This window comes from Halomonas sp. AOP27-A1-41, from assembly GCF_052378605.1.
GTDB classification, from domain to species: Bacteria; Pseudomonadota; Gammaproteobacteria; order Pseudomonadales; family Halomonadaceae; genus Vreelandella; species Vreelandella citrativorans.
Window position 1 is genome coordinate 166367 of the sequence record NZ_JBQSXT010000001.1, and the last position, 23982, is coordinate 190348.

The 23982-nt window shown below is 53.9% G+C and carries 22 protein-coding genes; 5 read left to right on the forward strand and 17 right to left on the reverse strand.

What is annotated here, in order from left to right:
* Nucleotides 1–2: 2 nt before the first annotated feature.
* The 3 genes from ACT3TC_RS00660 to ACT3TC_RS00670 are packed head-to-tail and all read right to left on the reverse strand — an operon-like array spanning nucleotide 3 to nucleotide 2828.
* Nucleotides 3–1301 carry a TRAP transporter large permease gene (locus ACT3TC_RS00660; RefSeq protein WP_444630021.1) on the reverse strand — a complete coding sequence of 433 codons (1299 nt, stop codon included), beginning with the start codon at nucleotides 1299–1301 and terminating at the stop codon, nucleotides 3–5.
* A gap of 23 nt (nucleotides 1302–1324) precedes the next feature.
* Complete coding sequence (locus ACT3TC_RS00665) at nucleotides 1325–1825, reverse strand: TRAP transporter small permease (protein ID WP_444638758.1); 501 nt, start codon at nucleotides 1823–1825, stop codon at nucleotides 1325–1327.
* A gap of 4 nt (nucleotides 1826–1829) precedes the next feature.
* A complete protein-coding gene (locus tag ACT3TC_RS00670) occupies nucleotides 1830–2828 on the reverse strand; it encodes a TRAP transporter substrate-binding protein (protein ID WP_444638759.1) in 999 nt (332 codons plus the stop codon).
* 246 nt (nucleotides 2829–3074) lie between these two features.
* On the opposite strand from ACT3TC_RS00670, the gene uxaC reads away from it, so the two are divergent.
* The 3 genes from uxaC to uxuA are packed head-to-tail and all read left to right on the forward strand — an operon-like array spanning nucleotide 3075 to nucleotide 7170.
* Nucleotides 3075–4484 (forward strand): glucuronate isomerase, encoded by a 1410-nt coding sequence (uxaC, locus tag ACT3TC_RS00675; RefSeq protein WP_444638760.1) that lies wholly within the window; start codon nucleotides 3075–3077, stop codon nucleotides 4482–4484.
* Nucleotides 4485–4514: 30 nt separating this feature from the next.
* The gene (locus ACT3TC_RS00680; RefSeq protein WP_444638951.1) at nucleotides 4515–5981 is read left to right on the forward strand and encodes a mannitol dehydrogenase family protein; all 1467 of its coding nucleotides are present in this window, start codon (nucleotides 4515–4517) and stop codon (nucleotides 5979–5981) included.
* Between the two features lie 10 nt (nucleotides 5982–5991).
* On the forward strand, nucleotides 5992–7170 hold the full coding sequence (gene uxuA, locus ACT3TC_RS00685; protein ID WP_444638761.1) for a mannonate dehydratase: 1179 nt from the start codon (nucleotides 5992–5994) through the stop codon (nucleotides 7168–7170).
* 94 nt (nucleotides 7171–7264) lie between these two features.
* On the opposite strand, the gene ACT3TC_RS00690 is transcribed toward uxuA, so the two are convergent.
* The 4 genes from ACT3TC_RS00690 to ACT3TC_RS00705 form a co-directional block, all read right to left on the reverse strand.
* Entirely contained in the window at nucleotides 7265–8764 is a 1500-nt protein-coding gene (locus ACT3TC_RS00690) for a sodium:solute symporter family protein (RefSeq protein ID WP_444638762.1), read from the reverse strand.
* 142 nt (nucleotides 8765–8906) lie between these two features.
* Entirely contained in the window at nucleotides 8907–9299 is a 393-nt protein-coding gene (locus tag ACT3TC_RS00695; protein ID WP_126949383.1) for a RidA family protein, read from the reverse strand.
* On the reverse strand, nucleotides 9296–10783 hold the full coding sequence (locus tag ACT3TC_RS00700) for an N-acyl-D-amino-acid deacylase family protein (RefSeq protein ID WP_444638764.1): 1488 nt from the start codon (nucleotides 10781–10783) through the stop codon (nucleotides 9296–9298). The genes ACT3TC_RS00695 and ACT3TC_RS00700 overlap by 4 nt, the downstream gene beginning before the upstream one ends.
* A gap of 1 nt (nucleotide 10784) precedes the next feature.
* Entirely contained in the window at nucleotides 10785–11648 is an 864-nt protein-coding gene (locus tag ACT3TC_RS00705) for a MurR/RpiR family transcriptional regulator (RefSeq protein ID WP_444638765.1), read from the reverse strand.
* A 122-nt stretch (nucleotides 11649–11770) separates the two neighbouring features.
* On the opposite strand from ACT3TC_RS00705, the gene ACT3TC_RS00710 reads away from it, so the two are divergent.
* Nucleotides 11771–12979 (forward strand): amino acid deaminase, encoded by a 1209-nt coding sequence (locus tag ACT3TC_RS00710; protein WP_444638766.1) that lies wholly within the window; start codon nucleotides 11771–11773, stop codon nucleotides 12977–12979.
* On the opposite strand, the gene ACT3TC_RS00715 is transcribed toward ACT3TC_RS00710, so the two are convergent.
* The 10 genes from ACT3TC_RS00715 to ACT3TC_RS00760 all read right to left on the reverse strand — a co-directional run bounded on the left by ACT3TC_RS00715 (nucleotide 12976) and on the right by ACT3TC_RS00760 (nucleotide 22249).
* A complete protein-coding gene (locus tag ACT3TC_RS00715) occupies nucleotides 12976–13770 on the reverse strand; it encodes an IclR family transcriptional regulator (protein ID WP_087109597.1) in 795 nt (264 codons plus the stop codon). The genes ACT3TC_RS00710 and ACT3TC_RS00715 overlap by 4 nt on opposite strands.
* A gap of 65 nt (nucleotides 13771–13835) precedes the next feature.
* Entirely contained in the window at nucleotides 13836–14588 is a 753-nt protein-coding gene (gene kduD / locus ACT3TC_RS00720) for a 2-dehydro-3-deoxy-D-gluconate 5-dehydrogenase KduD (protein WP_444638767.1), read from the reverse strand.
* Nucleotides 14589–14612: 24 nt separating this feature from the next.
* Nucleotides 14613–15443, reverse strand: a complete 831-nt coding sequence (gene kduI, locus ACT3TC_RS00725) for a 5-dehydro-4-deoxy-D-glucuronate isomerase (protein ID WP_444638768.1) — start codon at nucleotides 15441–15443, stop codon at nucleotides 14613–14615.
* 33 nt (nucleotides 15444–15476) lie between these two features.
* Nucleotides 15477–16751 (reverse strand): TRAP transporter large permease, encoded by a 1275-nt coding sequence (locus ACT3TC_RS00730; protein WP_444638769.1) that lies wholly within the window; start codon nucleotides 16749–16751, stop codon nucleotides 15477–15479.
* Nucleotides 16748–17290, reverse strand: a complete 543-nt coding sequence (locus tag ACT3TC_RS00735) for a TRAP transporter small permease (RefSeq protein WP_444638770.1) — start codon at nucleotides 17288–17290, stop codon at nucleotides 16748–16750. Before ACT3TC_RS00735 ends, ACT3TC_RS00730 begins: the two co-directional genes overlap by 4 nt.
* Entirely contained in the window at nucleotides 17290–18288 is a 999-nt protein-coding gene (locus ACT3TC_RS00740; RefSeq protein WP_087109587.1) for a TRAP transporter substrate-binding protein, read from the reverse strand. Before ACT3TC_RS00740 ends, ACT3TC_RS00735 begins: the two co-directional genes overlap by 1 nt.
* A 258-nt stretch (nucleotides 18289–18546) precedes the next feature.
* Nucleotides 18547–19218, reverse strand: a complete 672-nt coding sequence (locus tag ACT3TC_RS00745) for an HAD family hydrolase (protein ID WP_444638771.1) — start codon at nucleotides 19216–19218, stop codon at nucleotides 18547–18549.
* 8 nt (nucleotides 19219–19226) lie between these two features.
* The gene (locus ACT3TC_RS00750) at nucleotides 19227–20201 is read right to left on the reverse strand and encodes a 2-hydroxyacid dehydrogenase (protein WP_444638772.1); all 975 of its coding nucleotides are present in this window, start codon (nucleotides 20199–20201) and stop codon (nucleotides 19227–19229) included.
* Between the two features lie 35 nt (nucleotides 20202–20236).
* A complete protein-coding gene (locus tag ACT3TC_RS00755; protein WP_444638773.1) occupies nucleotides 20237–21205 on the reverse strand; it encodes a sugar kinase in 969 nt (322 codons plus the stop codon).
* 36 nt (nucleotides 21206–21241) lie between these two features.
* Nucleotides 21242–22249, reverse strand: coding sequence for a LacI family DNA-binding transcriptional regulator (locus ACT3TC_RS00760; protein ID WP_444638774.1), 1008 nt, complete (start codon nucleotides 22247–22249; stop codon nucleotides 21242–21244).
* Between the two features lie 182 nt (nucleotides 22250–22431).
* Between ACT3TC_RS00760 and ACT3TC_RS00765 the strand changes: the two genes are divergently transcribed.
* Nucleotides 22432–23940 carry an amidase gene (locus ACT3TC_RS00765; RefSeq protein WP_444638775.1) on the forward strand — a complete coding sequence of 503 codons (1509 nt, stop codon included), beginning with the start codon at nucleotides 22432–22434 and terminating at the stop codon, nucleotides 23938–23940.
* The last annotated feature ends 42 nt before the right edge of the window (nucleotides 23941–23982 follow it).

Here is a 23982-nt window from a genome sequence, read left to right on the forward strand (position 1 = left end):
AATTACATGAGGCCGGCTAGGCGCGGAAGCCATTCGCTGAGAATCGGCAGTAGCGTTATCAGCATGAGGACCGCGATGACCGCCGCATAAAACGGTAAAAGAGGCCTGATCACTTCTTCCATTTTGACTTTGCCTACCTTGCTGCCAACGTACAGCGCGCTGCCGCCGGGAGGCGTGATGTTGCCGATACACAAGTTTACGATGAGCACGACACCAAAGTGCACAGGGCTCATGCCAAATTCCGACACCACGGGTAAAAAGATAGGAGTGAAGATCAATATGGCCGGCGTGACATCCATAAACGTGCCAATCAATAGCAAGATAATATTGATCATTATGAGAATCAGAATGGGGTTATCGGTAAGCGACAAAATACCTTCACTGATAGCCGCTGGAATCCCCGTGAAAGCCATCACTAGCGCCAGCATGGCGGATGTGCCGATAAGGAACATGATGACAACGGTAAGCTCTGCTGTTTCCTTGAGTATGCCGGGCAGTTGCTTAATCGATAAGCTGCGATAGGCGAAAGAGAGCAGTAACGCATACAGCACGGCCACTGCCGACGCCTCGGTGGCGGTAAATATGCCACCTGTAATACCGCCGATAATAATGATGATTAAAAACAGGCTGGGTACGGCGTCCCACAGTACTTTCATGGCAGCGCGCAAGGGGACTTTATGTGGCGTGGTATAGCCTCTTTGCTTGGCAATGATGTAGGCCACCGCCATGGTTGCCATTCCCCAGAGTATGCCTGGGATGTAGCCTGCTAAAAATAGCGCAGCCACCGAGGTGCCACCGCTAACCAAGGAGTAAATAATGAAAAGCCCGGTGGGTGGGATAATTAACCCCGTGGGGGCTGAGGCAATATTAACCGCGGCAGAGAACTTACGGTCATAACCTTCCTTCTCTTGCAGTGGCTGCATGACTTTACCGATCGCCGCCGCAGAGGCCACAGAAGAGCCTGCAAGTGAGCCAAACAGCATATTGCCGACAATATTAGTGTGCGCAAGAGAACCGGGTAAGCGTCCCGTGAAGAGCTTGGCCACATTGACCAAGCGAAGAGCGATCCCTCCCTGGTTCATAATGATGCCGGTAAGCAAAAAGAAAGGAACGGCGAGTAGCGTGAAGCTATCAATACCGGTCACCATCTTTTGTGCTGAGGTAAATACCGCAACATCAAACGGAGCGATCAGTAGCATTGTTACGATGGAGGCACCCGCCATACTGATGGCGATTGGTACCCCGATAAAAAGAAGGATAAAGAAAGAAATGAGTAGACTGAAACCTGCAATAATTGTCATGGCTCAAATGCCTTAATTGTGTATTAAACGTCTAAGGTTTGATCGAAATCGTGGGGGATTCCGGCGCTGGCATTAATAAGCTCTGAAATACAAAACCAAAGGATTAGAACGCCCGAGATGGGTAGGGAGAGATAGATATATCCCATCGGTATGCCAAGAGAGACGGTCTGTTGGGACATGGTTAAAGAGACCAGCCAGACGCCCCCATAAATCATGACGATAATAGAAAAGAGGATCAGGAAGGCGAGTACGCCAAACCGAGCGGCTTTCTGCAGGCCAGGAGAAAACCGGTTAGTCACCATTTCTACCGCAATGTGCTTTTTAGTGTGAAAGGCGAGCGCGCCTCCGATCATCGTGATCCAGATAAGCGAATAGCGCAGGAACTCCTGCGAAAACGTGCTGGGATCATTCAGCAAATAGCGGCTCACCACCTGCCATAGTGCAACTAGCACCATGATAACTAGCATTGCTGATGTAAGCACCGTGATGACTTTGCTCAGCCAGCGATTAATCGTGTTTACCATGGCTTCAAGACTCCGTTAGTTCTTGTATGCGCTTGTAAAGAGGTGCCAGAACCGGATTTTTCGCGACTCTTTCGTGCATGGGGGCAACCGATTCACGGAAGGCTTCCACATCCACGTCGTGATGGAAGTTAACGCCCATTTCCTGCGCTTTTGTGACCGCCTGTTCGATCTCTTTAGCCCAGAGTTCCTTATGAAACGCGGTGGATTCAATTGCCGCTTCTCTAAGCCATATTTGCTGCTGTGGCGTGAAACTCTCCCAGCGGTGTTGGCTGAAAATCAACAGGTCGGGCACGATGGCATGGGCGGTATAGGAGTACTCCTTGGCTACCTCTCCATGGTTGGATGACGTCAAGGCTGTTTCGTTATTCTCGGTACCGTCAATCACCCCTTGCTGTAACGCCGTGTATACTTCTCCGTATGCCATGGGCGTTGGTGCGCCGCCCATTAAACGGGTCATCTCCAGCGCAGTTTGGCTGGGCTGAACGCGCAACTTTAAACCACGCATATCGGCCGGAGTCCGTACGGGCGTATCAATGGTATAAACATTACGAATGCCCGAGTCGTAATAGGTCAGACCAAAAAAGCCATTGTCGGCGGTTTGCTGGTAGATATCGGTGGCAATATCGCTATCCATGACGCGATAGTAGTGATCAGGGTTGGCAAAGAGGTAAGGAATACTGAACAGAGAGTAGATGTTAGAAAAGCTCTCAAGCGCGGTGGCGCTCACTTTTGTAACATCCACGGCGCCGGTTTGAACTAACTCAATGACTTCACGTTCAGAGCCAAGCTGACCATTGGCGTAAATCTGGAACGACAGTTCTCCGCCGCTTTTTTCACGGACCCGTTCAGTGAAATATGCCAAGGATTTATGAACAGGGTGGCTCTCGCTCATGTTGTGAGCGAGCCTCATTTGAGTAACGCCCGAAGACACCTCTGAGGGCATTGAGCAGCCCGAAAGCGCGAACAGAGCGCCCGCTAAGACTGAAATTATGCCTTTATGCATGTTGCCCCATCTCCTGAAAAGCCTGCTTAAAAGAGTACTTGTGCGTTGTAGTCATTGGGCCAGATAAGAACAGCCTGCTAAATTGGACTAACCAATATGATTGTTAAATGAGCCTTTCGTCGTGGTTGGCGGGCGAAGGGTTGACAATACGTGCGTCTGGGTCGACTCTTTGGCCTAACCAATTCAAGGGGTGGCTAGCTTCGTTTCTTTCTACCCTAAGGCGTAACGATGGCAGTGGAGGTTTTCATGGCAGCATTCCTTGGCGAGGATTTTCTTCTTGATAGCGAAATGGCAAAGCGTCTGTACCACGGATATGCAAGCAAAGAGCCCATTTTTGATTACCACTGCCATCTGTCTCCTCAAGATATTGCCTTGGACCGCCGTTTCGAGAACCTGACCGAAATCTGGCTGAAAGGTGACCACTACAAGTGGCGTGCCATGCGCTGGAACGGTGTGGACGAGCGTTTTTGCACCGGCGATGCCAGTGACTACGAAAAATTTCAAGCATGGGCCGCTACCGTTCCTAATACCTTGGGTAATCCGCTTTACCACTGGACGCACCTTGAGCTTAGACGCCCCTTTGGAATAACCGATCAGCTTCTGTCCCCTACCACCGCCGACGCCATTTGGGAGCGGGGCAATTCACTACTGTCCAAGCCTGAGTTCTCCGCTCGCGGTATCCTTCAGCAGATGAATGTCCGCATGGTGGGTACCACGGACGACCCCGCTGACGACCTTGGCCATCACGCGCAAATAGCCTCTGATACAAGTTTCAGTGTCAAAGTGCTGCCAAGCTTCAGGCCTGACCGTGCATTTAAGCCGGCTGCGGTTGATTATCCCTCTTATCTTGAGAAGTTAGGCAAGGCAGCGGGGATAGAGATAAGTGATATCAACTCACTCTATAGCGCTTTAGAACAGCGGATGGACCACTTCACCGCGCATGGGTGCAAAATTGCTGATCATGGTTTGGAGCGTGTCCAGTTTGCCTTGGCTACCGATGCAGAATTAAATGGCATACTTAAGCGCCGCCTGGATGGCACGCTGCCTGATGAGCACGAGCAGGCGCAATTCATGACGGCAGTGCTGGTCTTTCTGGGCCGCGAATACCATCGGCGTGGCTGGGTACAGCAGTACCATATGGGCCCGTTACGCAATAACAGTACTCGCGGTTGGCGGGAGATAGGCGCGGATGCTGGCTTCGACTCCATGGATGACAGACCCATAGCCGCGCCGCTTAATCAGCTTTTGGATGCCTTGGATCGCAATGATCAATTGCCCAAAACGATTCTTTATTGCGTGAACCCTCTGTTTAATGAAGTGCTGGCCACTACCGCTGGTAATTTTCAGGGCAGCGGCATTCCCGGTAAAGTTCAATTCGGTTCTGGCTGGTGGTTCAACGACCAGTTGGATGGTATGGAGCGGCAAATGACCCAGCTTTCCCAGCTTGGGCTTTTAAGCCACTTTGTGGGCATGTTGACGGACTCACGAAGTTTCCTCTCCTTTACCCGCCACGAATACTTTAGGCGTCTTTTGTGCCGTATGTTAGGGCGTTGGGTGGAAGATGGACAGCTTCCCAGCGATGAGCGTTGGCTGGGCGAATTGGTTAGCAATATCAGCTTCTATAATGCACGGCGCTATTTCGATGTCGACGTGTAATAACTCGCCAAGGAGAATACTGCATTGAACATGCAAACCATCGAAGCTAGCCAATCCAGCGGCCATATCAGCATTGTCCATCTTGGCTTGGGCGCATTTCACCGTGCTCACCAAGCGGTTTATCTTGAGCGCTATCGCCAGCGCACAGGCGATGGCGAGTGGGGCGTATGTAGCGCCAATTTACGCTCGAGTGTTGACCTGGTAGATAGCCTGCGCAAGGCGGGTTACCGCTATCAGGTGGCGGAATATGCCGACAGCCAGACGCTGACGCTACGCGAGATCGGCGTGATTGAAGAAACGCTGTTTTCCGGCCGCGATGCGTCGGGCAACTGGGGGCGGGATAGAGACGCGCTGCTTGAGCGGCTGGCGGCGCCAGCTACGCGTATTGTCACGCTGACCGTGACGGAAAAAGGGTATTTCCTGAACCCGGCCAGCGGTGAGCTGCGTCTGGATGACCCCATGGTAGCGGGCGATATCGCCTCACCTGGGGAGCCGCGGACCGCTCCTGGCTTACTGGTTGAAGCGCTGGCTCGGCGGCACGCTGCGGGCGTGGCGCCGTTTACCGTGCTTTCGTGCGATAACATGCCACACAACGGTCAGCGTACTCGTAAAGCCGTGGTTAAGCTTGCCCAGCAGCGCAGCGCTGAACTTGCCGAGTGGATTGATGCCGAAGTGGCGTTTCCAAGCTCCATGGTCGACCGCATTGTGCCTGCGATGACCGACGCTGACTTTGAGCGCTTGGCTGCCTTGGGCGTTGCTGATCCTAATGCCGTGGTGGGTGAGGCATTCTCGCAGTGGGTGGTAGAGGATAACTTCCCCACCGGACGGCCAAGCTGGGAGGCCGACGGCGTAGAAATGGTCGCCGATGTTGCCCCGTTTGAAACCATGAAGCTGCGAATGCTGAACGGTAGCCACTCTCTGCTGGCCTATCTGGGGGCTTTGGAAGGCGTTGAAACGGTGTATGACGGCATCAACCAACCGGCACTGCGCGCGCTGTTGCGCCGCTACATGCTGGAAGAAGCCGCACCGACGCTTAATATGCCCGAAGGCACTGACCTTGCGGTGTACGCTGATTCGCTACTTTCACGCTTTACCAATGACAGCTTGCGCCACCGTTTGCAGCAGATCGCCATGGACGGCAGCCAGAAGCTGCCCCAGCGCTGGCTGAGCGGCGCTCTTGAGCGTATTCAAGCGGGTCAGGCATCGCCTTGCACTGCATTAGGAATGGCTGGGTGGATTCGTTATACCGATGGCCAGGAGCTAAACGGCAAGCTTTATACCGTTGATGACCCCATGGCAAAACAGTTTGCTGAGCTACATCAGACTCACGGTGACCAGCCGGTCGCGTTGGTAAACGCATTTTTAGCCATTGACGAAGTGGTACCGCCCGCGTTGGCAACACATCAGCCGTTTGTCGACGACGTAGTAGCGGCCTATCGCGCCTTAACGCAAGATGGGTTAAACGCCGCGTTAGCAGCGCTAGGCATCGAAGGATAGGGAGTTATTTATGGAGCATACCTGGCGCTGGTTCGGCCCTAACGATGCGATACGTCTTGAGGAAATTCGCCAAGCCGGTGCGACCGGCATTGTGACGGCACTGCATGAAATACCTAATCACCAGGTGTGGCCGGTCGAGGCTATTCAAGCGCGCAAGAACCTGATTGAGACCGCCGGGCTTCGCTGGTCGGTGGTTGAAAGTGTGCCGGTCCATGAAGCGATAAAGCAGGGCCTGCCCGAGCGCGATGCGTTGATTGCTACGTACTGCCAAACGCTACGTAATTTGGCAGCTTGCGGTATCGACACCGTTTGTTACAACTTTATGCCGGTGCTCGACTGGACGCGAACCGATCTCGTCCATGCACTGCCGGATGGTGCGCTGGCGCTGCGCTTTGATCACACCGCGTTTGCGGCGTTTGATCTCTATATTCTTAAGCGGCCAGGGGCCGAGTCTGAGTATAGCGAAGCGGATAAGCATATGGCCCAACGCTACCTTGAGACGCTTGATCAGACCGCCCGCGACAAGCTGGTGACGACACTGATTGCCGGGCTGCCTGGGGCGGAAGAGCACTATACGCTGGAACAGTTTCGGGATGTGCTGGCGGAGTATGCCGAGATTGATGCGCAAAAGCTGCGCGAAAATCTTGGCTACTTCTTACAGGCGATTATTCCGGTGGCTGAAGAAGTCGGCATTCGTATGGCGATCCACCCGGATGACCCACCCCGGTCGCTTCTGGGCTTGCCGCGAGTGGTGTCAACTCATGAGGATGCACAGTGGGTGGTGGATCATGTGCCCAGCCCGGCCAATGGCCTAACGTTTTGCACCGGCTCTTATGGTGTTCGTGAAGACAACGATCTGGTTGCCATGGCTCGCCACTTTGCCCCGCACATTCACTTTATCCACCTGCGTGCCACAAAGCGCGAGGCTGACCCACGTTCGTTCCACGAAGCACCGCACCTGGAAGGTAACGTTGATATGGTCGGCGTTATCCAGGCACTGGTCGAAGAGGAGCGTCGCCGTGGAAAAGAGGGCGGGGCGCGTTTGCCATTACGCCCCGACCATGGCCATCATATTCTCGACGATCAACAGCGTAAAACTGCGCCGGGCTACCCGCTTTATGGCCGTATGCGCGGGCTCGCTGAGCTACGCGGCGTGGAGCTCGCCGTGCGCCAGCTAACTGCCGGATAAGCCATCGCCATCAGCACAAAATCGTTATAAGGACAAAAAAGCCCCGCTGACTTAATGGGTCAGCGGGGCTTTTTGTAATGCTAGCTATTCGTGATTACCGCGGCGTAGCGGGCGCTTCCGTTGTAGTCAGCGTTGGCTCGGGCACCTGCTCCATGCGCTGGCGTTCCTGATCAAGAATCGCAAGGGCCTGGGCAGAGGTGACGCGGGAAGCTGGTGTCAGTAAGCTGACAACCACCCCCGCTACTAGAGCCGCTAAAACAGCGGGGATGCTTGGATTGCCCCAGAAAGCAGTCCAGTCGCTATTCGCGATAATTATTAAAGACGTTGCCGAGGCACAAATCAGTGTGGCAATGGCACCCTGCCAATTATAGCGTGGCCAGAAACGACCCAGCATGGCGCTAACGAATAGCCCTGACAGGATAGTTGAGATCATACGCGTGATGTAAGTGATCACGTTGTCCGAGGCGAGTGCGAAAAGCAGTGCCAAACCAATGGTTACCACTAAGGCAATACGTGAAAAGCGCACCACATTACGGGCCGAGGGTGTACGCCCCGTCGCCAGCACATACAAATCCCGAATGAGCGTGGAGACACCGGCGATCGCATCGGAGCTGGCGCTCGACATAGTGGCGGAAAGGCCCGCTACCAATAGTAGTAGCCCCAACCCTAACGGCATGATTTCAGTGGCCAGGAAAGGAAAGGCGTAATTGCTATTTTCGAGCCCAGGATTAAGAGCATGCGTTGCCATTCCGATAATTGCCGGAATGATTGAGAACCCCATATAAAGTACGCCGGTGATCAAAAACGAGCGGCGCACCGACCCAACTGATTCGCCAGAGTAAATACGCTGACGGAAAGAGGGTGTTGCAAGCACGCCAATAGCAATCACGGCGGCAAGCGAAAGCGCAGGCAGCGCACCGATTTGGTCAATGCCTAAAAAGCTTGTAGCACCTGCCTCCATGCCTGTTGTTAGCCCCGAGAAGCCGCCAACTTCTACTAATGCCAGCACGGCCATCAAGATAAACCCTGCAAAAAGCACGACTGCTTGAATGGTATCGGTCCAGATAACCGCAAAGTAACCGCCGATGACACAGTAAATGCCAAATCCCAAAGCAACCAGAATACGCGCCGTCGTCAAGTCAATACCTGCCATCCACGAGAGGTAAAGGCCACCACCTAAGATATGCGCGCCCAGCCAACCGATGCAGGCAATATAGATAAGTAGCGCGACGATATTGCGAACCAGCCGATTAGCGCCAACGTAATAGGCCAGTTCTTCGCTCATGGTCATAAAGCGAAACTTGCGTACCGGCGCAAAGCAGACGGCAAGCAAGAGAACCCCAATAGCGCCACCAATACCGTAGAGCGCGCCTGCCCAGCCATTGGCATAGCCAAAACCCACGGCTCCCATGCTGGAGCCGGTACCCACCATCGTGGCGACAGTGGTTCCAACCGTTAAGAAGAGCGGAACACTGCGGCCACCCAATAGAAAATCATCGCCATTGCCTCGTTTATGTCGGGATATATACCAACCAAACAAGATCATAACGGCGATATAGATGATAAAGGCTGAAAGGAATATCTGACTGTTCATGCTAACCTCTTATCGTTGTTTATTCAGCCGTTGCCGCGGCTGTCGTTAAGCAATGCAGGCGATTACCGCTGGGCTTTTTTTCTTGATCAGGCGGTAATCTGGTGCCGTACCCTTGCCGGGGTACGGCGCTTTTTTGTGTTAGTTAAACGCGATCAGCGCGGAAGCACTTCACGTCAACCTCGACCTTGCAATCCACCACCAAGTCTTGAACGCTGCAGATACGTGCCGGTGGGTTGTCGCCAAATATCTCCTTAAATACCTTGTTGAAAGAAGTGAAATAACGCGCGTCCGTCAGCACGGTCGTTACGTGAACAACATCTTCAACCCCGTAGCCAGCCTCGTGCATGATGGCTAAACAGTTGTCGAATGCCAGGCGGGTCTGCTCGACAATGCCGCCTTCAACAACTTCACCGTCGGTCATTGGTGTCTGGCCAGAGACATACAGCCAGCCACCTGCCTCTACGGCGCGAGCAAAAGGTAGTTTCTGACCACCGGTGCCTACGCCGCCTTCGGTGCCATATCGGGTAATACTCATGATGTTTTCTCCTGCTTGGGTTGAGAGAGAGGGGAGTTTTGAGCAATACGCTCAGTGCGGCGTAACATTCGCCCTGAACGCTGGTCGGTAATAGCGCTCTGGTAATAGGCAAGCTTGCCATTCACTACGACCATATCGATGCCTTTAGCCGCCGCGATGGGGGCCTCGTAACTGGCTGTATCTTCCAGCACTTCAAGATCAAAAAGGGTGAGATCTGCATAGGCGCCGACGCGTATGACGCCGCGATCCGTCAAACCAAAATTGGCTGCTGAAAGGCTGGTCATCTTGCGCACCGCTTCTGTAAGCGGCATCAGGTTTAAATCGCGGCTGTAGTGGGCCAGAACCCGTGGAAAGGCGCCCCACAGTCGCGGGTGTGGATGCGGATCATTAGGCAGGCCGTCGGAGCCCACCATGGAGAGCGGATGTGCCAACACTTGCTGCATATCTGCTTCGCTCATGTTGTGGTAAACCGCCCCGGCGGGCTGTAGCTGCCTGGCAGCGTCTAGAAGCGACATATGCCAGTCGGCAGCGATGTCTTTCAAGGGGCGACGCGCCTGCTCTGGATGAGGCTCTGACCAGGTGATCGTGATTTCGATTTCATCCGTTACCTGGCCAAGGTCCAGGGTCGAAGATCCAGCCGTATAGGGGTAGCAGTCGCAGTGGGCATGTTGATGTTGGGCGGCTACCTCAAGTTTACTCAATGCTTGGCTTGCGCCTCCCCAGTTGCCCGCGCCTGCGCATTTAAGATGCGATATTACTAAAGGAACCTGACCATCCCGAGCGGTTGTGAATGCCTCATCCATGGCCTTCAGTAGTCCCGCAAACTCATCACGCAGGTGAGTGGTATATACGCCCCCCGATTCCCCCACTGCCGCCACCAATGGCGCCATTTCAGTGGTTGGCGCATGTATCGCGTTGCGATAAGCAAGCCCCGAGCTAAGCCCCAGCGCGCCTTCATCCAGTGCCTGGCGTAGCAGTGAATCCATAGCGGAGATTTCATCTGCGCTGGCCGGGCGGGCAAAGCTGTCCATTACCTGGCTGCGCAAACTGGTGTGCCCAACCAAGGCCGCGACATTAATGCTCGGCTTGGCGGCGTCTACCGCATTGGCATAATCCGCAAAGCTTGGGTAACGAAAATCTTCAAGGTTACCCAGCAAGTTCATTGGATCGGGGACGTTGTCGGCAAGTGTTACAGGGCTTGCACTGATACCACAGTTACCCACTACTACTGTGGTGACGCCCTGGGTGAGCTTTGGCAGCATTTCGGGCGTACGAATGACATTGGTATCATCGTGGGTGTGAACATCAATAAAGCCTGGAGCCAAATAACGCTCTTGGGCATCAATAACGGTGGTGGCCGTTGCATAGGGCATCGTGCCAATAGCGCAAATGCGCTCACCTTGAATAGCGACATCCGCACGAAAATGCGGCGTGCCAGCGCCATCCAGCACGTTGGCATTACGAATTAATACGTCGTAAACCATCTTAGTCTCCTAATGGCTGGCGATTATCACCACCGCGATGGTCATCCAGGCTCAGTTTGAGTCGGCGCAATTTAGTGCGTGAGCGCTCGCGGTGTCGCATGGCAAGCTCGAGTGCTAACACGTCGATGACGGCAAGCATGGCGTAGCGTGAAGCCGAAGGGTGGTAAATGAAGTCGGTTTCACGCGAGGTAATTGGCAGCACAATGTCGGAGGTGGTGGCGAGAGGCGAATTCATGGCGGTGATAGCGATGACCTTAGCGCCATACTGCTTGGCAATTTGCGCCGACTCCACCATCTCAGGGGTGTAGCCAGTGACTGATAGCACGACCACGACGTCATTGGGCTCAAGCGTTGACGCCACCATGCGAGGCAAGAGCGCCTGGGGGTAGGCGCAGACCGCATAGCCAAGGCGCACTAGGCGAAACTGAAATTCCTGGGAAAGAATGCTTGAGCCACCACCCGCCCCAAAAACGAGTATCTGGCGAGCGTTATCAAGCAGCTCAACGGCGCCTGACACGTCCGCTTGGGCGAGTAAGTCGCGGTTGAGTGCTAGTGTCTGGGTCGCAATGTCATACACCACGCTGGAGCCGTCTTCGGGGGTGGCTTCCTGGATAAACCGGCGTCCTGCTCCTAAGGCTTTTGTCAGGCGGGTTTTTAAATCGCGCACGTTCGTACAGCCGATAGCGCGTGCAAAGCGAGTCACGCTAGCGTCACTCACTCCGGCGCGCTGGGCGATATCGCTGATATTTGATTCGGTAACAAAATCAATGTCAGCAAAAATAAGCTCGGCGACTTTTCGTTCAGCGTCGCGAAGCGCGTTAAAGTCAGTAGTTATTCGAGACAAAATGTCTATTTCTTGGCTCACCGTGAGCTCCTGATGGTTGCCTTGCCTAAAAAGTATGTTAGTTTCTATCTTTAAGTCAATGGTTGTGAAAATAACTAACATTAATGCGGTTAAATGCGCTTAAAACTCTAGGAGATGGGTACATGCATTCAATGGCGTCAGCAGTAGAGAAAGGCAGCGTGGAACTAGGCCCTAACCTGTTGCGGGGCGTCAGTCTGCCTGCAGCTGTGGTGCATGAAGGTCCGCTTGAACATAACGTGGCGTGGATGCAGCGTTTTGCAGAAGCCCACGGCGCCCGTTTGGCGCCTCATGGTAAAACCACGATGACCCCAGCGCTTTTTCAGCGTCAGCTTCAGGCGGGTGCATGGGGGATTACCTTGGCGACTGCACCACAGTGCCGTGCAGCTTTTGCTCATGGAATCACCCGGCTATTGATGGCTAACCAGTTGGTGGGGCAGTCGAATATGGCCATTGTCGCTAGCCTGATAGAGCAAGGGGCGACGTTTTACTGTGTTGTGGACAGCCAGGAAAACGTACGCCAGCTTGGGCGATTTTTTGCCAAGCGAGGCCTGATCTTACCGGTTTTGATTGAGGTAGGTGTTCCGGGTGGGAGGTGCGGCTGCCGTACCCAGCAACAGATTCTCTCTCTGGCTGAGGCTATTGCTGAAGAACCCGCGCTTTCCCTGGCGGGGTTGGAAGGCTATGAAGGCGTCGTACACGGTGCTGATCCAGAAGCCGGTATTCGTGCTTACGCTAAATATCTAGTGGATGTGGCGGTAGAGCTTGAGGCAGCAAAGCGCTTTTCAGAACCTGAGCCCATTGTCACGGCATCGGGTTCTGCCTGGTATGATTTGATTGCAGAAGCTTTTGAAGGAGAGCCGCTTCAAGATCAATTTACAGCCGTATTACGCCCAGGGTGCTATGTGGTCCACGACCATGGGCTGTATCGTGAGGCGCAATCCGCTGTGCTTGCACGCCGGCCTGATTTGTCGGAAGGCCTTGAGCCTGCTCTGGAGGTCTTTGCCCAGGTACAGTCGCTTCCTGAACCGGGGCTTGCCATCATCGCATTAGGCAAGCGTGATATCGGCCATGATCAGTTGCCCATTGCCCTGCGTCGCTACAGGGAGGCCGGGACCCCTGAACAGCTGTTGTCAGTGGATGATTGGGAAGTGACGAAAATCATGGATCAGCACACGTTCGTGCGGCTTCCTAAAGAGGCGCTGGATGTAGAAGTCGGTGATATCGTGGCGTTTGGCGCCTCTCACCCCTGTTTAACGTTCGATAAATGGCGCCAGCTGCTGTTAGTCGATAATGACTTAAACGTTAAAGAGCATTTGACTACCTGCTTCTAGCTCGTTGTATCTTTTGGTAGGCGCCCGCCAATAGCCATTGTCAGGGCGTTTGCTAGTTCTCCTAACTGTTCACGGCAGCGGTCGATGCTGGGAACTTCCCGGTGCATCGCTTCTGGAATCAGCGTGAGGTAAGGGATGGTGATAACGGCTTCAATCACCTCATGAACACCAAAGACAGGAAAGCTGATGTTGGTTAGCCCTTGAACCTGAGGGCTGGGGCCAATGTGGTAACCCTGCTGACGGATCGGGTCAAATAGAGCACGTGTCCTAACCACTTCCTCTACCGTGGCATCGCTGGCAGCCAGTACCCGTGCCCGCCGTGGCTCATCCAAAAAGGCCAGCATAACGGCTCCTGAACCGGAGCCGCAAATATCTATTTTGGCTCCTAAACGGAGACCAAAACCCATCTTGTCGGGGTTTTCATACTGAGCCACAACCAATAGATGGCCAGGACGTGCAACACTAAGATGACATGACTGGGAAATTTCATGGCACAGCTCCTCCATGCGTGGCAGCGCAGCCTGCACTAACCGCTTGGTGGGAGGGAAGCGGTGGGCCATTTCGAATATCTTTAGGGTTAGCTGATAGCGGCTACCGCTATCATCCATGCTGACGTAGCCGCGATCCCGCAGCACCATCAGCATGCGGTACATCTCATTGGTTTTACGGCCGATCTGCTCGGCGATCGCTTGGGTGCTTAACGGCTGGGAAGACTGAGCAAGCAGCTCCAAAATATCCAACCCTTTTTCTAAGGCAGGGGCGTGGTACTGCGTTTCAGCCTTCTCCTTCATTCAAGCTTCCTTACGTAATTGCCAATCGCTCGTTGATGGTAATGTTAATTAACCAAAATGCTTGGTTAGCGTGCCAGCCAGCCGCCGTCTACTGCCAGGGTATGCCCATGTACATAGCGGGCGGCATCGGAGCATAAGAATATCACAGCACCTGCTAAGTCTTCGGGCGTGCCCCAGCGTCCAGCGGGGATTCGGCCAAGAATTTCAGCGTGGCGCTGGGGGTCGTCGCGCAATGCTTGGGTGTTGTCGGTAGCCATATAGCCAGGGGCGATGGCATTCACGTTGATGTCATGACCCGCCCACTCATTAGCGAGTAGACGTGTTAGACCGAGAATACCGCTTTTGCTGGCGGTGTAGGAGGGCACACGAATGCCGCCCTGAAACGACAGTAATGAAGCGATATTGACGATCTTGCCCGGCGCTTTACGCTCGATAAGATGTTTGGCCACCTGTTGCGCGAGAAAAAAAGCGGCTTTCAAATTAACGTCAATGACGTCATCCCAGTCTTGCTCTGAAAACTCAACGGCTGCCGCTCGGCGAATAATTCCCGCATTGTTGACCAGGATATCTACCTTGCCCGCTTGTGTGATCGCCTGTGAGACAATCTCGCTAGGCGATTGGCTGCCCAGCTCAGCGGTAATGTCGTAAAACTGGCGCCCTAGGGCCTCTACCTGCTGGCGGGTGTCATCAGCAGGACTGCGGTTGACCCCCACGATATCGGCACCCGCCTGTGCCAGTGCAATGGCAATTCCCTGCCCCAGCCCTTTGTTGCAACCAGTCACCATGGCAACCTGGCCGTTCAGTGAAAATAGCGTCATTGGTCACTCTCCCTGAGTAGTGGTTTAGCGCAGCTCTTTAGAAGCGATAAAATCCATATCATCGTAGGTCAGGTTTTCACCGCACATACCCCAAATGAAGGTGTAGCGGCGAGTGCCAAAGCCGCAGTGAATCGACCAACTGGGGTGAATCACGGCCTGTTCGTTGGCAACCACGATATGCCGGGTCTCTTGGGGTTCGCCGCACAGGTGGAACACCACATCGTCTTCACTCAAGTCAAAGTAGAAATACACTTCCATGCGCCGTTCGTGAGTATGGCAGGGCATGGTGTTCCACATACTGCCGGGCTCTAACTGGGTTAGCCCCATGGATAGCTGGCAGGTATCCAGTACATCGGTATGCAGGTACTTATTAATGGTACGCACATTGCCGGTTTCAGGGTCACCAAGGGTGGTGGGCGAGGCATCTTCCGGGCGGATATGGCGTAGCTGGTAACGTACATGGGCAGGTGTTGAGTTGATATAAAAGCGCGCAGGCTTGCTCGCATCAAGGCTCTCGAAACTGACCTCACGGCTCTCTTTGGGAATATACAGGCCGTGGTGGGTGCCGAGCTCAACTGTTTCACCGTCGACAGTAATGCGTCCGGGCGCGCCAATGTTAATAACGCCCATTTCCCGCCGCTCTAGAAAATAGTCAACGCCAAGTTCTTTGCCACCGCTCAGGGTAAGCGGCGAATCAGTGGGTACTGCGCCACCAACAATAATGCGGTCAACATGGCTATAGGTTAGTGACATTTGGCCAGGCACCATAATCTTGGTAACCAGCATTTTGTCACGCAATCCCTGAGTATCGAGGGTTTTAAAATGATCGCTATGAAGCGCTTGGCGAATATCCATATGAGTTTCCTTAAAGGATGAAAGTAAATGGGCTCACGAGAATAGTGTGAGCGGCCAAAGGGTGATGAGCGGAAAAGCTATTACCAGCAGCATCACCAGAAGGTTTGCGAGGAGAAACGGCAAAGCGCCACGGAAAATACGTCCAATCGAGAGGCCGGTAATGGATGAACATACGTTCAGACACATGCCTACCGGTGGCGTGACCAAGCCAATAGCCAAGCCACTAATCAGCAATACGCCAAACTGCACGGGGGAAATATTGGCCAGGGCAAGTACCGGCAGCACCACTGGGGTAATTAGCAAAATCGCGGGGGTTACATCAATAAAGGTGCCGATCAGTAGCACGGCAGCAGCAATGACCAGCAGGAGCAACATTGGGGTAAGATCCAGCCCGCCTAAAAAGCCTGCCAATAGTTGGGGAATCTGCTCCATCGAGAGAATCCACACGTATAGCTGGCTCATGGCGATAATGATCATCACTGTGGCGCTGGTCATGACGGCAGAGCGAAATAGTGCAGGCAGTTCACGCAGCTTGAGGCTTTTAAAGACTACCAGTGCTAGAAAAAGCGCATAGCCCACGCCTAACGCGGCAGATTCAGTGGCTGTCGCGACACCACCGACCACCGCACCCACGACAAACAGGGGAATTAATAGGGCGAGTACCGCACGTTGAATTACCTGACGGCGCTGTTGAGAGGTTAATCCTGTGTGGGCACGGGGGTAGCCTTGGCGACCGGCCATTAGCGCAATAATGCCCATCATCAGCAAGCCAATCAGTAAACCAGGTACAAGGCTCGCCATAAACATGGTGCCGATAGACTGCTGAGCGGTAACGGCGAAAATTACCATGGGTACACTGGGTGGAATGATCATTCCCATGGTGGAGGAGGCCACGGTAATACCGCTGGCGGTTTCGACGCTATATCCTTTACGTGCCATCTCCGGAATCATGGAGGAACCCACCGAGGCCGTATCAGACACAGAAGAGCCTGATATGCCCCCAAAAATCATCGATGTTGAGATATTGACGTGCCCCAAACCACCAGGGAAGCGACCTACCAACATCAAACAGAAGTCGATTAAGCGAGAGGTAATGCCTGAAGCGTTCATCACCAATCCCATCAAAATAAACAACGGCAGGGCAATCATGGTGTACAAATCCGTTCCGGACAGCACCCGTTGGGGCAGCACGCCAATCAAGCCTGGTTGCATGATCAAAAAATAGACCAACCCCGAAAGCCCCAGCGAATAGGCGATGGGCACTCCTATCAGTAGAAGCACTATTAGGCTAACTAGCAATAAGATCATGCTTGGCTCTCCTGCGCGTCTTCTCGTTGAGCGGAGGGCCGTTCTCCACCCATTAGCACCGCCAAAGAAAATAGGATGACCAGTAGCGCGCCAATAGGGATGCTGATTTGCACTACCCAATTGGGCACATCCAGTACGGCGGAGCGGAAGCGACCCACTTGCCCAATCCAGCTAATACTGAGCCATGCCAAATAGCCATTGAATACCATCACGAGTATATGGCGTAAGCGGTTGAGCCAGACGGCTATTGACGTAGGCAGCGCATCCACAAGCACGCTGATACGGATATGCTCGCCGCGCAAAATGGCGACCGATGCCCCCATTGCGGTTGAGTACACAAATAGAAAGCGCATCACCTCTTCAGCACCGGCAAAGCCAATGCTGAATACGTAGCGTAATATCACCAGTGTCAAGCAGAGCAGGAAAACCGCCGCAATTAATGCGGCAATAAGATTTTCCAATAGGCTAGCGAAGCGGCGCATTACCCGCATCAAAACGGTATCTTCCGCCATCGGTTGCGCCAGTGGAGGAGGGTTCATTACTCCAATACCTCGGCTTGATCGGTCAGCGTGAGTACTTGCTCTAACTGCTCCTGGCTAAAGTCACCACGTTCAACAAAGTGCTCCCAAACAGGAACGACGGCATCCACAAAACCTTGGCGGTGTTCGTCGGCGATATCATTAATGCTCATGTGCTCGCCAAGTGTGTCGAGGTAATTGGCTTCGGAGGCTAGCCAAATTTCGTTGGAGCGCGTCATCGTCTCCTGAGCCACGTCGTCAACGATTGACTGCAGGTCTTCAGGTAACTGGTCGTACCACTGAGCGCTGATAAAGAAGGGGTCAGGATGGATTTGCCAGTTCAGTAATGACATGTACTCCTGAGCTTCATGGAATTTCATATCAGCGATATTGGAGGGCGGATTTTCCTGACCATCGACTACGCCTGTGCGCATTGCCATATAGGTTTCGGTATAAGGCACTTGCTGTGGGGAAGCTCCTAACGCTTCAAACGCCAGCAACGTGGGAGCCAGCGGCGGGGTGCGAATTTTCAAACCACGGAGGTCATCAACTTGATTAACGGCGCGAACGTTGTTGGTTAACTGGCGCATGCCACCTGCAACTCCGGTCACCGGTATATGCAGCTGATTTGCATGTGCGCCTTCATTAATGGCTTGGCCCAGCTCGCCTTCCATAACGTCAATGGCCTGTTCCGGCGTGGTGAACAGAAACGGCATGGTATAGATCAGGTAGGCGGGGTTAGCTTGAGCAAACAAGCCTCCGCGATAGCCTTGAATAAGCCCCATCTGGACTTGTTGAAGTACGTCTTCCTCTTTCCCTAGCGTGCCATTGAAATAGAGTTCTACCGCGATACGCCCATCACTGCGCTCTTCAAGTGCTTCTTTGAAGTAACGCATGGACTCAGATCGCGGGGCATCATCGGTTTGAGAATGAGCGTATTTGAATGTGAAGTCAGCAGCTTGCAGAGATGTCGTGAAGCCGATAGCAAGGCTGGCCATCATCAGGTGGGTTAGGCGCATGGAAGGCTCTCCGTTTTATTTTGATGTTTTTTTTATGCCATAGTCGTCATAACTCAAGTATAAAATGTATTTTTATATTTGAGTTATGGCCAAGCTTAGCGCCATTCCTGCACAGGTCAATGTTTGAGCTATGCGACCATGGTCTTGATATAAAAAAGAGGGTTAAGTAAGTAGACAGGTAATCGCGCCGCTAGGCAGAGTAAATATGCCTAGCGGTAGCATGAATGATGGGAAAGGAGGGGGGCTATGCTACTTCCATTAAAGATTTAAGCGCGCGATAGCTGCTGGCAGTTCATTGGCATGCTGAATGCCAACGGCGCCTTCGGGCGTGCTCTCTTCATCAGGAAAGTGGTTAATATGGATAACGTGCATACCTGCAGCCAACCCGGCTTCTACGCCTACGGCCGCATCGTCGATCACAATGCACTGCTCGGGCGCGTAGCCCATTGCCGCCGCCGCCTTGCGGTAAAGCTCGGGATCGGGTTTCCAGACATTCAGGGTATAAGCACTGAATAAATTCCCTTTAAAATGGTGGCCTAAACCAGTGCTTTCCATGGCACAGCGGATCTTGCGCTCGGGGCCGTTAGATACCACGGCTTTGGCGTAGCTGCTTAATTGATCAAGCGCATCTGGAATGCCAGCGATGGGTTCAAGCTCTGCCCGCATGCGGGCTTCCATGCGTGTCCGCATACCGGCTTCAAGCGTCGCCGCCTGGTCTTCTGTGAGGGGCTGAAAGCGCGCTTCTAACGTATTGACTATCGTGTGAAAGCGCACTCCACGAAACTCTTCCATATACTGACGCGCAGAGAACGGTAGGCCGAACTCCGGAAGAATGTCGCCCATTACCTCTGCAAGGAGTACTTCGCTGTCTACCAGCGTGCCATCGCTGTCAAACAGTAGGCAGTAATCGGCGGTCGTTGCTCTGGGCATAGCAGGGCTCATTGGCGTACGTCCTCGTTAACCAGGTTAATGGGAGGCTTGCCCTGTAGGGCCAAGCGAATATTATCCACGGCGCGCTGAGCCATTGCCTGGCGAGTCTCATGTGTTGCGGAGCCAATATGGGGCAGGGCAACGACGTTGGTCATGTTAAGTAGAGGGGAGGTGGCTGGCAGCGGTTCCTGCTCGAAGACATCCAAACCCGCTGCTTTAATGGTGCCTTTCTCAAGTGCGTCAATCAGCGCTGATTCATCGACGACTTTACCGCGGGCAATGTTGATGAAAATACCTGAGGACTTCATGCGTGCAAACTCGTCGGCACCGATTAGGTGCTTGGTCTCTGCGGTTAGCGGGACGGTCACACAGACAAAGTCTGATTTTTCCAACAGTTCGTTAAGCTCACAGCGCTTGGCACCTAGCTCTGCTTCGCGTTCAGGTTTGGGAGACGCGTTGGAGTAGAGGATCGACATGCCAAAGCCGAGCGCACCGCGCCGGGCAACCGCTTGGCCGATGCGTCCAAAACCTATCATGCCCAGCGTTTTTCCGTGTACGTCGTTACCAAAGTGATCAGGGCCAAGGCTGGCTTTCCAGTTGCCCGCTTTCACCCATTCGGCAAGCTCTGTTACCCGGCGTGCTGAGGCCATCACCAGCGCAAAACCGGTATCAGCGGTCGTTTCAGTGAGCACATCAGGCGTGTTGCACAGCATAATGCCACGCTTGGTTAACTCATCCACGGGGATGCTGTCGTAACCCACCGAAATTGTCGAAATAACTTCAAGCGCGGGCGCCGCATCCAGTAATTCAGGTGTAATGGGCAGTCCTGAGCCGATAATGCCGTGTGCCTTCGATAGCATGTCGAGCACGCCTTGCTGAGTGGGATCAAGTGGCCCTGAGTGCTCAATAAGCTCAAAGTGTTGCGCTAGCGTTTCTTTTAGTGGATCGCTAAGTCGTCCTGCCACAATGATACTTTTTTTCATGCTATCTCCTCGTGTTGTGATCGTTACATGTGACCCTAGTGCTCAAGTTGTTCCAGCTTGTCCCTAGTGGGCAAGCCTTCCATATCACCGACGACTTGTACGGCCTGGGCGCCGACCAGATTGCCACGTTTAAGCGCATCACGAGCAGTTAGGCCATCCAGCAGTGCGCTGATCGCACCGACCGCGAAGCCATCGCCAGCCCCTACGGTATCAACAACGTTGGCGACCGGCTGGCCGGGCACGTTGATGCTTTCCAAAGAGCCTCCCAGCGTGCCGCGATAATAGCTGCCCTCTGGCCCCAGCTTGATGATAACGGCCTTGGCACCGCGCTCAAGGTAGAAGTCGGCAATCGCTTCGGGCGATTCGCAGCCGGTCAAAAGCTGCCCTTCGGAAAGTCCCGGTAGCACCCAGTCAGCAAGACTTGCCAGCTCATTTAAGGTATCACGCATGACAGCTTCGCTGGGCCAAAGTGACGGGCGTAAATTGGGGTCGAAGGAAATGCTGGTGCCGCTTTGGCGTGCCTGCTGCATCAAGTGGCGGGTTAATTCTAGGGCGCTTTTAGAAAGCGCGGGGGTAATGCCGGTAGCATGCAGATGAGTGAGCGACTGAAAATCGATGGAAGCGGCATCTTCAACATTTAAGTGGCTGGCGGCACTGCCGCGCCTGAAGTACTCAACCCGTGGGTCGGCACCGTTTTCTGCGCGCTCTTTGAACATCAGCCCGGTGGGGTGGTGTTCATCAAGATGAATATATCGGTCGTCAACTCCTTCAGCTTTTAAAGACTGCTGAATAAACCTGCCCTGGCTGTCGGTGCCCACTCGGCTCAACCAGCCAACGTGAAAACCCAGGCGCGAGAGGCCGATAGCGACATTATTGTCGGCGCCTGCTAAACGTCGATGAAAGCTTTCGACTTCTGCTAGATCACCCGCTGTATTCGCCACCAGCATGGCCATGGCTTCGCCAAAAGTCAGTATCCGTGGGGAGGAGAACGTTGTATTTGCCATCAGGATATTCTCTTTTTAAGGGTGTTAAAGATTTGGCTAAAGCGTTGTACTGCCACGCACTTGTAAACGCGGCGCATGGCGGTAGCGTACGGGCGATGCCTGTGCTGAGCCGAGCTGGTTGAGCAGGCAACTGACGGCAGCATGGCCGATATCATCGGTAGGCTGGGCCAGGGTGGTGATGCCTGGCGTTATCAGCTCACACCAATCCAGTTCGTCAATTCCCATTAAACCGGTAGGGCCCAAAGGGATGCCTAGCTGTTGAAAACTGCGTGTCATAGCGAGCGTGACGTTACCGTTAGCGCATAAAACAGCGCCTGGTGATGAGGCAGTGTGCTGGTTAAAGTTGGCTAACGTTTCAATGTGAGGTGCTGCATTGTCCAGTATTAGCGTCTGACTTTTGATCCCTAAGCTCTCTGCTTGCTGGTTAAAGCGCTGTAGCCGTTCCTGGCGGGTACTGGCATGTGCAGGCGACTCACTGACATAGAGAAGGGAGCGATACCCTTGTTGCACGAGATGATTCAGTGCCATATCAATCGCTAGCGCGTTATCAAGCCCGATCACATCAACGTCAAGTTGGTGAACTTCGCGGTCAAGTAGCACGAGGGGGACACCGCTATGCATGAGTGCCTGTAACTGCGCTTCAGGCTGCCCGGTAGCATTAATCATCAAGCCCTCTACCTGATACGACGTCAGCAGGCGCAGGTGCTGCTGTTCTCGTTCTGGGTCGTTATCGGTATTGCAGACGATTAATGAATAACCGTGAGCCCGAGCTGCTTGCTCTATGCCATGGACAACTGCCACTGAGAACGGATTACGGATATCGGCCACCAGTACGCCCAGTAGGCGCGAGCCGCCTCCCTTGAGACCGCGTGCCATTAAATTAGGCTGGTAGCCCAGCGTCGTGGCGGCGTTGGCAATGCGCGCTTGAAGGCTGGGCGTTAGCCGTTCGCGCTCCGGGCCGAAAAAGCGCGATACGCTGGTTTTAGACGTGCCCGCCAGTTTAGCGACTTCAATAAGTGTGGCGCGCACAGAGGCAGGGGGCATGTTGGCTATCCATTAAACAGTAAAATGGGAACGTTCCCAATTGGCTCCAACATAGTGAGTTTTGGGTTTAAAGGCAATACGCCTTAAGGCTCAGTAGAAGAGTCGGCGAAAACATATAGTTAAGAAAAATTAAGCAGACGGCCTCTGCTAGGATGTAGAGAAAAGCATAATAGGCGAACGTAATGCAGTCCCACGAGTACCAGCAATATGATGCCACCGGCCTTGCCGAACTGATCCGCCGCCGGGAGGTGAGCCGCGCAGACGTTCTGGAGACTGCCTTTAAGGCGATTGAAACGTTAAATCCTGTCCTGAATGCGGTCGTCAGAACGCGTTTTGAGAAAGCCCGGCATGAGAGTGAGCGTGTTGCCGATGACACACTCTTTGGTGGAGTGCCCACCTTGAGTAAAGATCTGTTGATGGGGTTGGCCGGTGAACCCTTGGCCTCCGGATGTGCTGCGTTAACTCAGTGGCGCCCTAAAGAGGATTCGCCGATTATCCACCGCTCAAAAGCGGCGGGCTTGGTCGTTATTGGGCAAACAGCCACGCCTGAACTGGGATTGATGGGAATTACCGAGCCTAAAGCCTTTCCGCACCCTGTTAACCCGTGGCGGAAGGGGTATTCACCCGGTGGCTCCAGCGGCGGTGCAGCCGTGGCAGTGGCTAGCGGAATTGTGCCGTTGGCGTTGGCCGGGGACGGTGGTGGCTCCATCCGTATTCCTGCCAGCTACTGTGGGCTTTTTGGCTTTAAACCTACGCGTGGGCGGATGCCGCTTGACCCAAGCCATGGGGAAGTGTGGCAGGGGGCGGTCATTGAGCATGCGTTGACGCGCAGCGTACGAGATAGTGCGGCGCTGTTGGAGAAGGTGAACGGTATGGCACCTTCCGGCCCGTACCCGGTGCGCTCTGAAACCGGCTTCGTAACGATATTAGCGTCCTCGCCTAAGCGATTACGTATTGCGGTATCGCTGGGCGAGCCTTTAAGCCGTGGCTTGGGCACGCAGTTAAGCTCGGAAGTAAAAACAGCGGTTAATAAAGCCGCCGCTGCGCTAACGGAAATGGGCCATGAGGTGGAGTGGTGCGATCCGCCGGTGGATGGTGAAGCCCTGGCAGATAGCTACTTAACACTTTACCTTGGCCACTTGGCAGCGGACCTTCGCTGGATTAGCCAGCAAACCGGTGTGCCCACTCATCGCTTGGCGATTGAACCCTCGACACGTGCCATCGGCCGATTAGGAAGCAAACTATTAGCACAGGATTACGAGCTGGCGAAACGCCATTGGCACGTGGCCGCTGAACAGATGAGCCGTTTTCATCAACGCTTTGATGCGCTGGTGATGCCGGTCACCGCAGATACCGCCCCTGAAATTGGCGAGCTCTATCCATCCGCGGCACGTGAACGCTTAATGTCTGTGCTGGCCATTCCTGGGGCATCATCGCTGGCGCTAAAGGCAGGCTTGTTAAAGAGGCTGGCGGTGGATGCCCTTGGCCGCACGCCGTTCACCCAATTAGCCAATCTGACCGGCCAGCCCGCCATGTCAGTGCCTTTGCATATGGCCGCCAATGGCCTACCGATAGGCGTGCAAATAGTCGGGCGGTTTGGTGAAGATAAACAGCTCTTACAACTAGCTGCGGCATTGGAACGGCACGATGCCTGGCAGCACCGCTTGCCGCTGCAAGCGTTCCGCTCTTAGGCAGGGTAAACTACGCGGCTTTACTATGCCGCTTGGCCTTAT

Bases quoted from the DNA above. Each gene is read 5' to 3' on its own strand.
- ACT3TC_RS00710 (WP_444638766.1), top strand. From the start codon at position 11,771: ATGCATTCAATGGCGTCAGCAGTAGAGAAAGGCAGCGTGGAACTAGGC.
- kduD (WP_444638767.1), bottom strand. From the start codon at position 14,588: ATGACGCTATTTTCACTGAACGGCCAGGTTGCCATGGTGACTGGTTGC.
- ACT3TC_RS00665 (WP_444638758.1), bottom strand. From the start codon at position 1,825: ATGGTAAACACGATTAATCGCTGGCTGAGCAAAGTCATCACGGTGCTT.
- ACT3TC_RS00670 (WP_444638759.1), bottom strand. From the start codon at position 2,828: ATGCATAAAGGCATAATTTCAGTCTTAGCGGGCGCTCTGTTCGCGCTT.
- kduI (WP_444638768.1), bottom strand. From the start codon at position 15,443: ATGGATATTCGCCAAGCGCTTCATAGCGATCATTTTAAAACCCTCGAT.
- ACT3TC_RS00735 (WP_444638770.1), bottom strand. From the start codon at position 17,290: ATGAACCCTCCTCCACTGGCGCAACCGATGGCGGAAGATACCGTTTTG.
- ACT3TC_RS00695 (WP_126949383.1), bottom strand. From the start codon at position 9,299: ATGAGTATTACCCGATATGGCACCGAAGGCGGCGTAGGCACCGGTGGT.
- ACT3TC_RS00755 (WP_444638773.1), bottom strand. From the start codon at position 21,205: ATGGCAAATACAACGTTCTCCTCCCCACGGATACTGACTTTTGGCGAA.
- ACT3TC_RS00740 (WP_087109587.1), bottom strand. From the start codon at position 18,288: ATGCGCCTAACCCACCTGATGATGGCCAGCCTTGCTATCGGCTTCACG.
- ACT3TC_RS00765 (WP_444638775.1), top strand. From the start codon at position 22,432: ATGCAGTCCCACGAGTACCAGCAATATGATGCCACCGGCCTTGCCGAA.
- ACT3TC_RS00745 (WP_444638771.1), bottom strand. From the start codon at position 19,218: ATGCCCAGAGCAACGACCGCCGATTACTGCCTACTGTTTGACAGCGAT.
- ACT3TC_RS00750 (WP_444638772.1), bottom strand. From the start codon at position 20,201: ATGAAAAAAAGTATCATTGTGGCAGGACGACTTAGCGATCCACTAAAA.
- ACT3TC_RS00660 (WP_444630021.1), bottom strand. From the start codon at position 1,301: ATGACAATTATTGCAGGTTTCAGTCTACTCATTTCTTTCTTTATCCTT.
- ACT3TC_RS00700 (WP_444638764.1), bottom strand. From the start codon at position 10,783: ATGGTTTACGACGTATTAATTCGTAATGCCAACGTGCTGGATGGCGCT.
- ACT3TC_RS00680 (WP_444638951.1), top strand. From the start codon at position 4,515: ATGCAAACCATCGAAGCTAGCCAATCCAGCGGCCATATCAGCATTGTC.
- ACT3TC_RS00760 (WP_444638774.1), bottom strand. From the start codon at position 22,249: ATGCCCCCTGCCTCTGTGCGCGCCACACTTATTGAAGTCGCTAAACTG.
- ACT3TC_RS00715 (WP_087109597.1), bottom strand. From the start codon at position 13,770: ATGAAGGAGAAGGCTGAAACGCAGTACCACGCCCCTGCCTTAGAAAAA.
- ACT3TC_RS00730 (WP_444638769.1), bottom strand. From the start codon at position 16,751: ATGATCTTATTGCTAGTTAGCCTAATAGTGCTTCTACTGATAGGAGTG.
- ACT3TC_RS00690 (WP_444638762.1), bottom strand. From the start codon at position 8,764: ATGAACAGTCAGATATTCCTTTCAGCCTTTATCATCTATATCGCCGTT.
- uxuA (WP_444638761.1), top strand. From the start codon at position 5,992: ATGGAGCATACCTGGCGCTGGTTCGGCCCTAACGATGCGATACGTCTT.
- uxaC (WP_444638760.1), top strand. From the start codon at position 3,075: ATGGCAGCATTCCTTGGCGAGGATTTTCTTCTTGATAGCGAAATGGCA.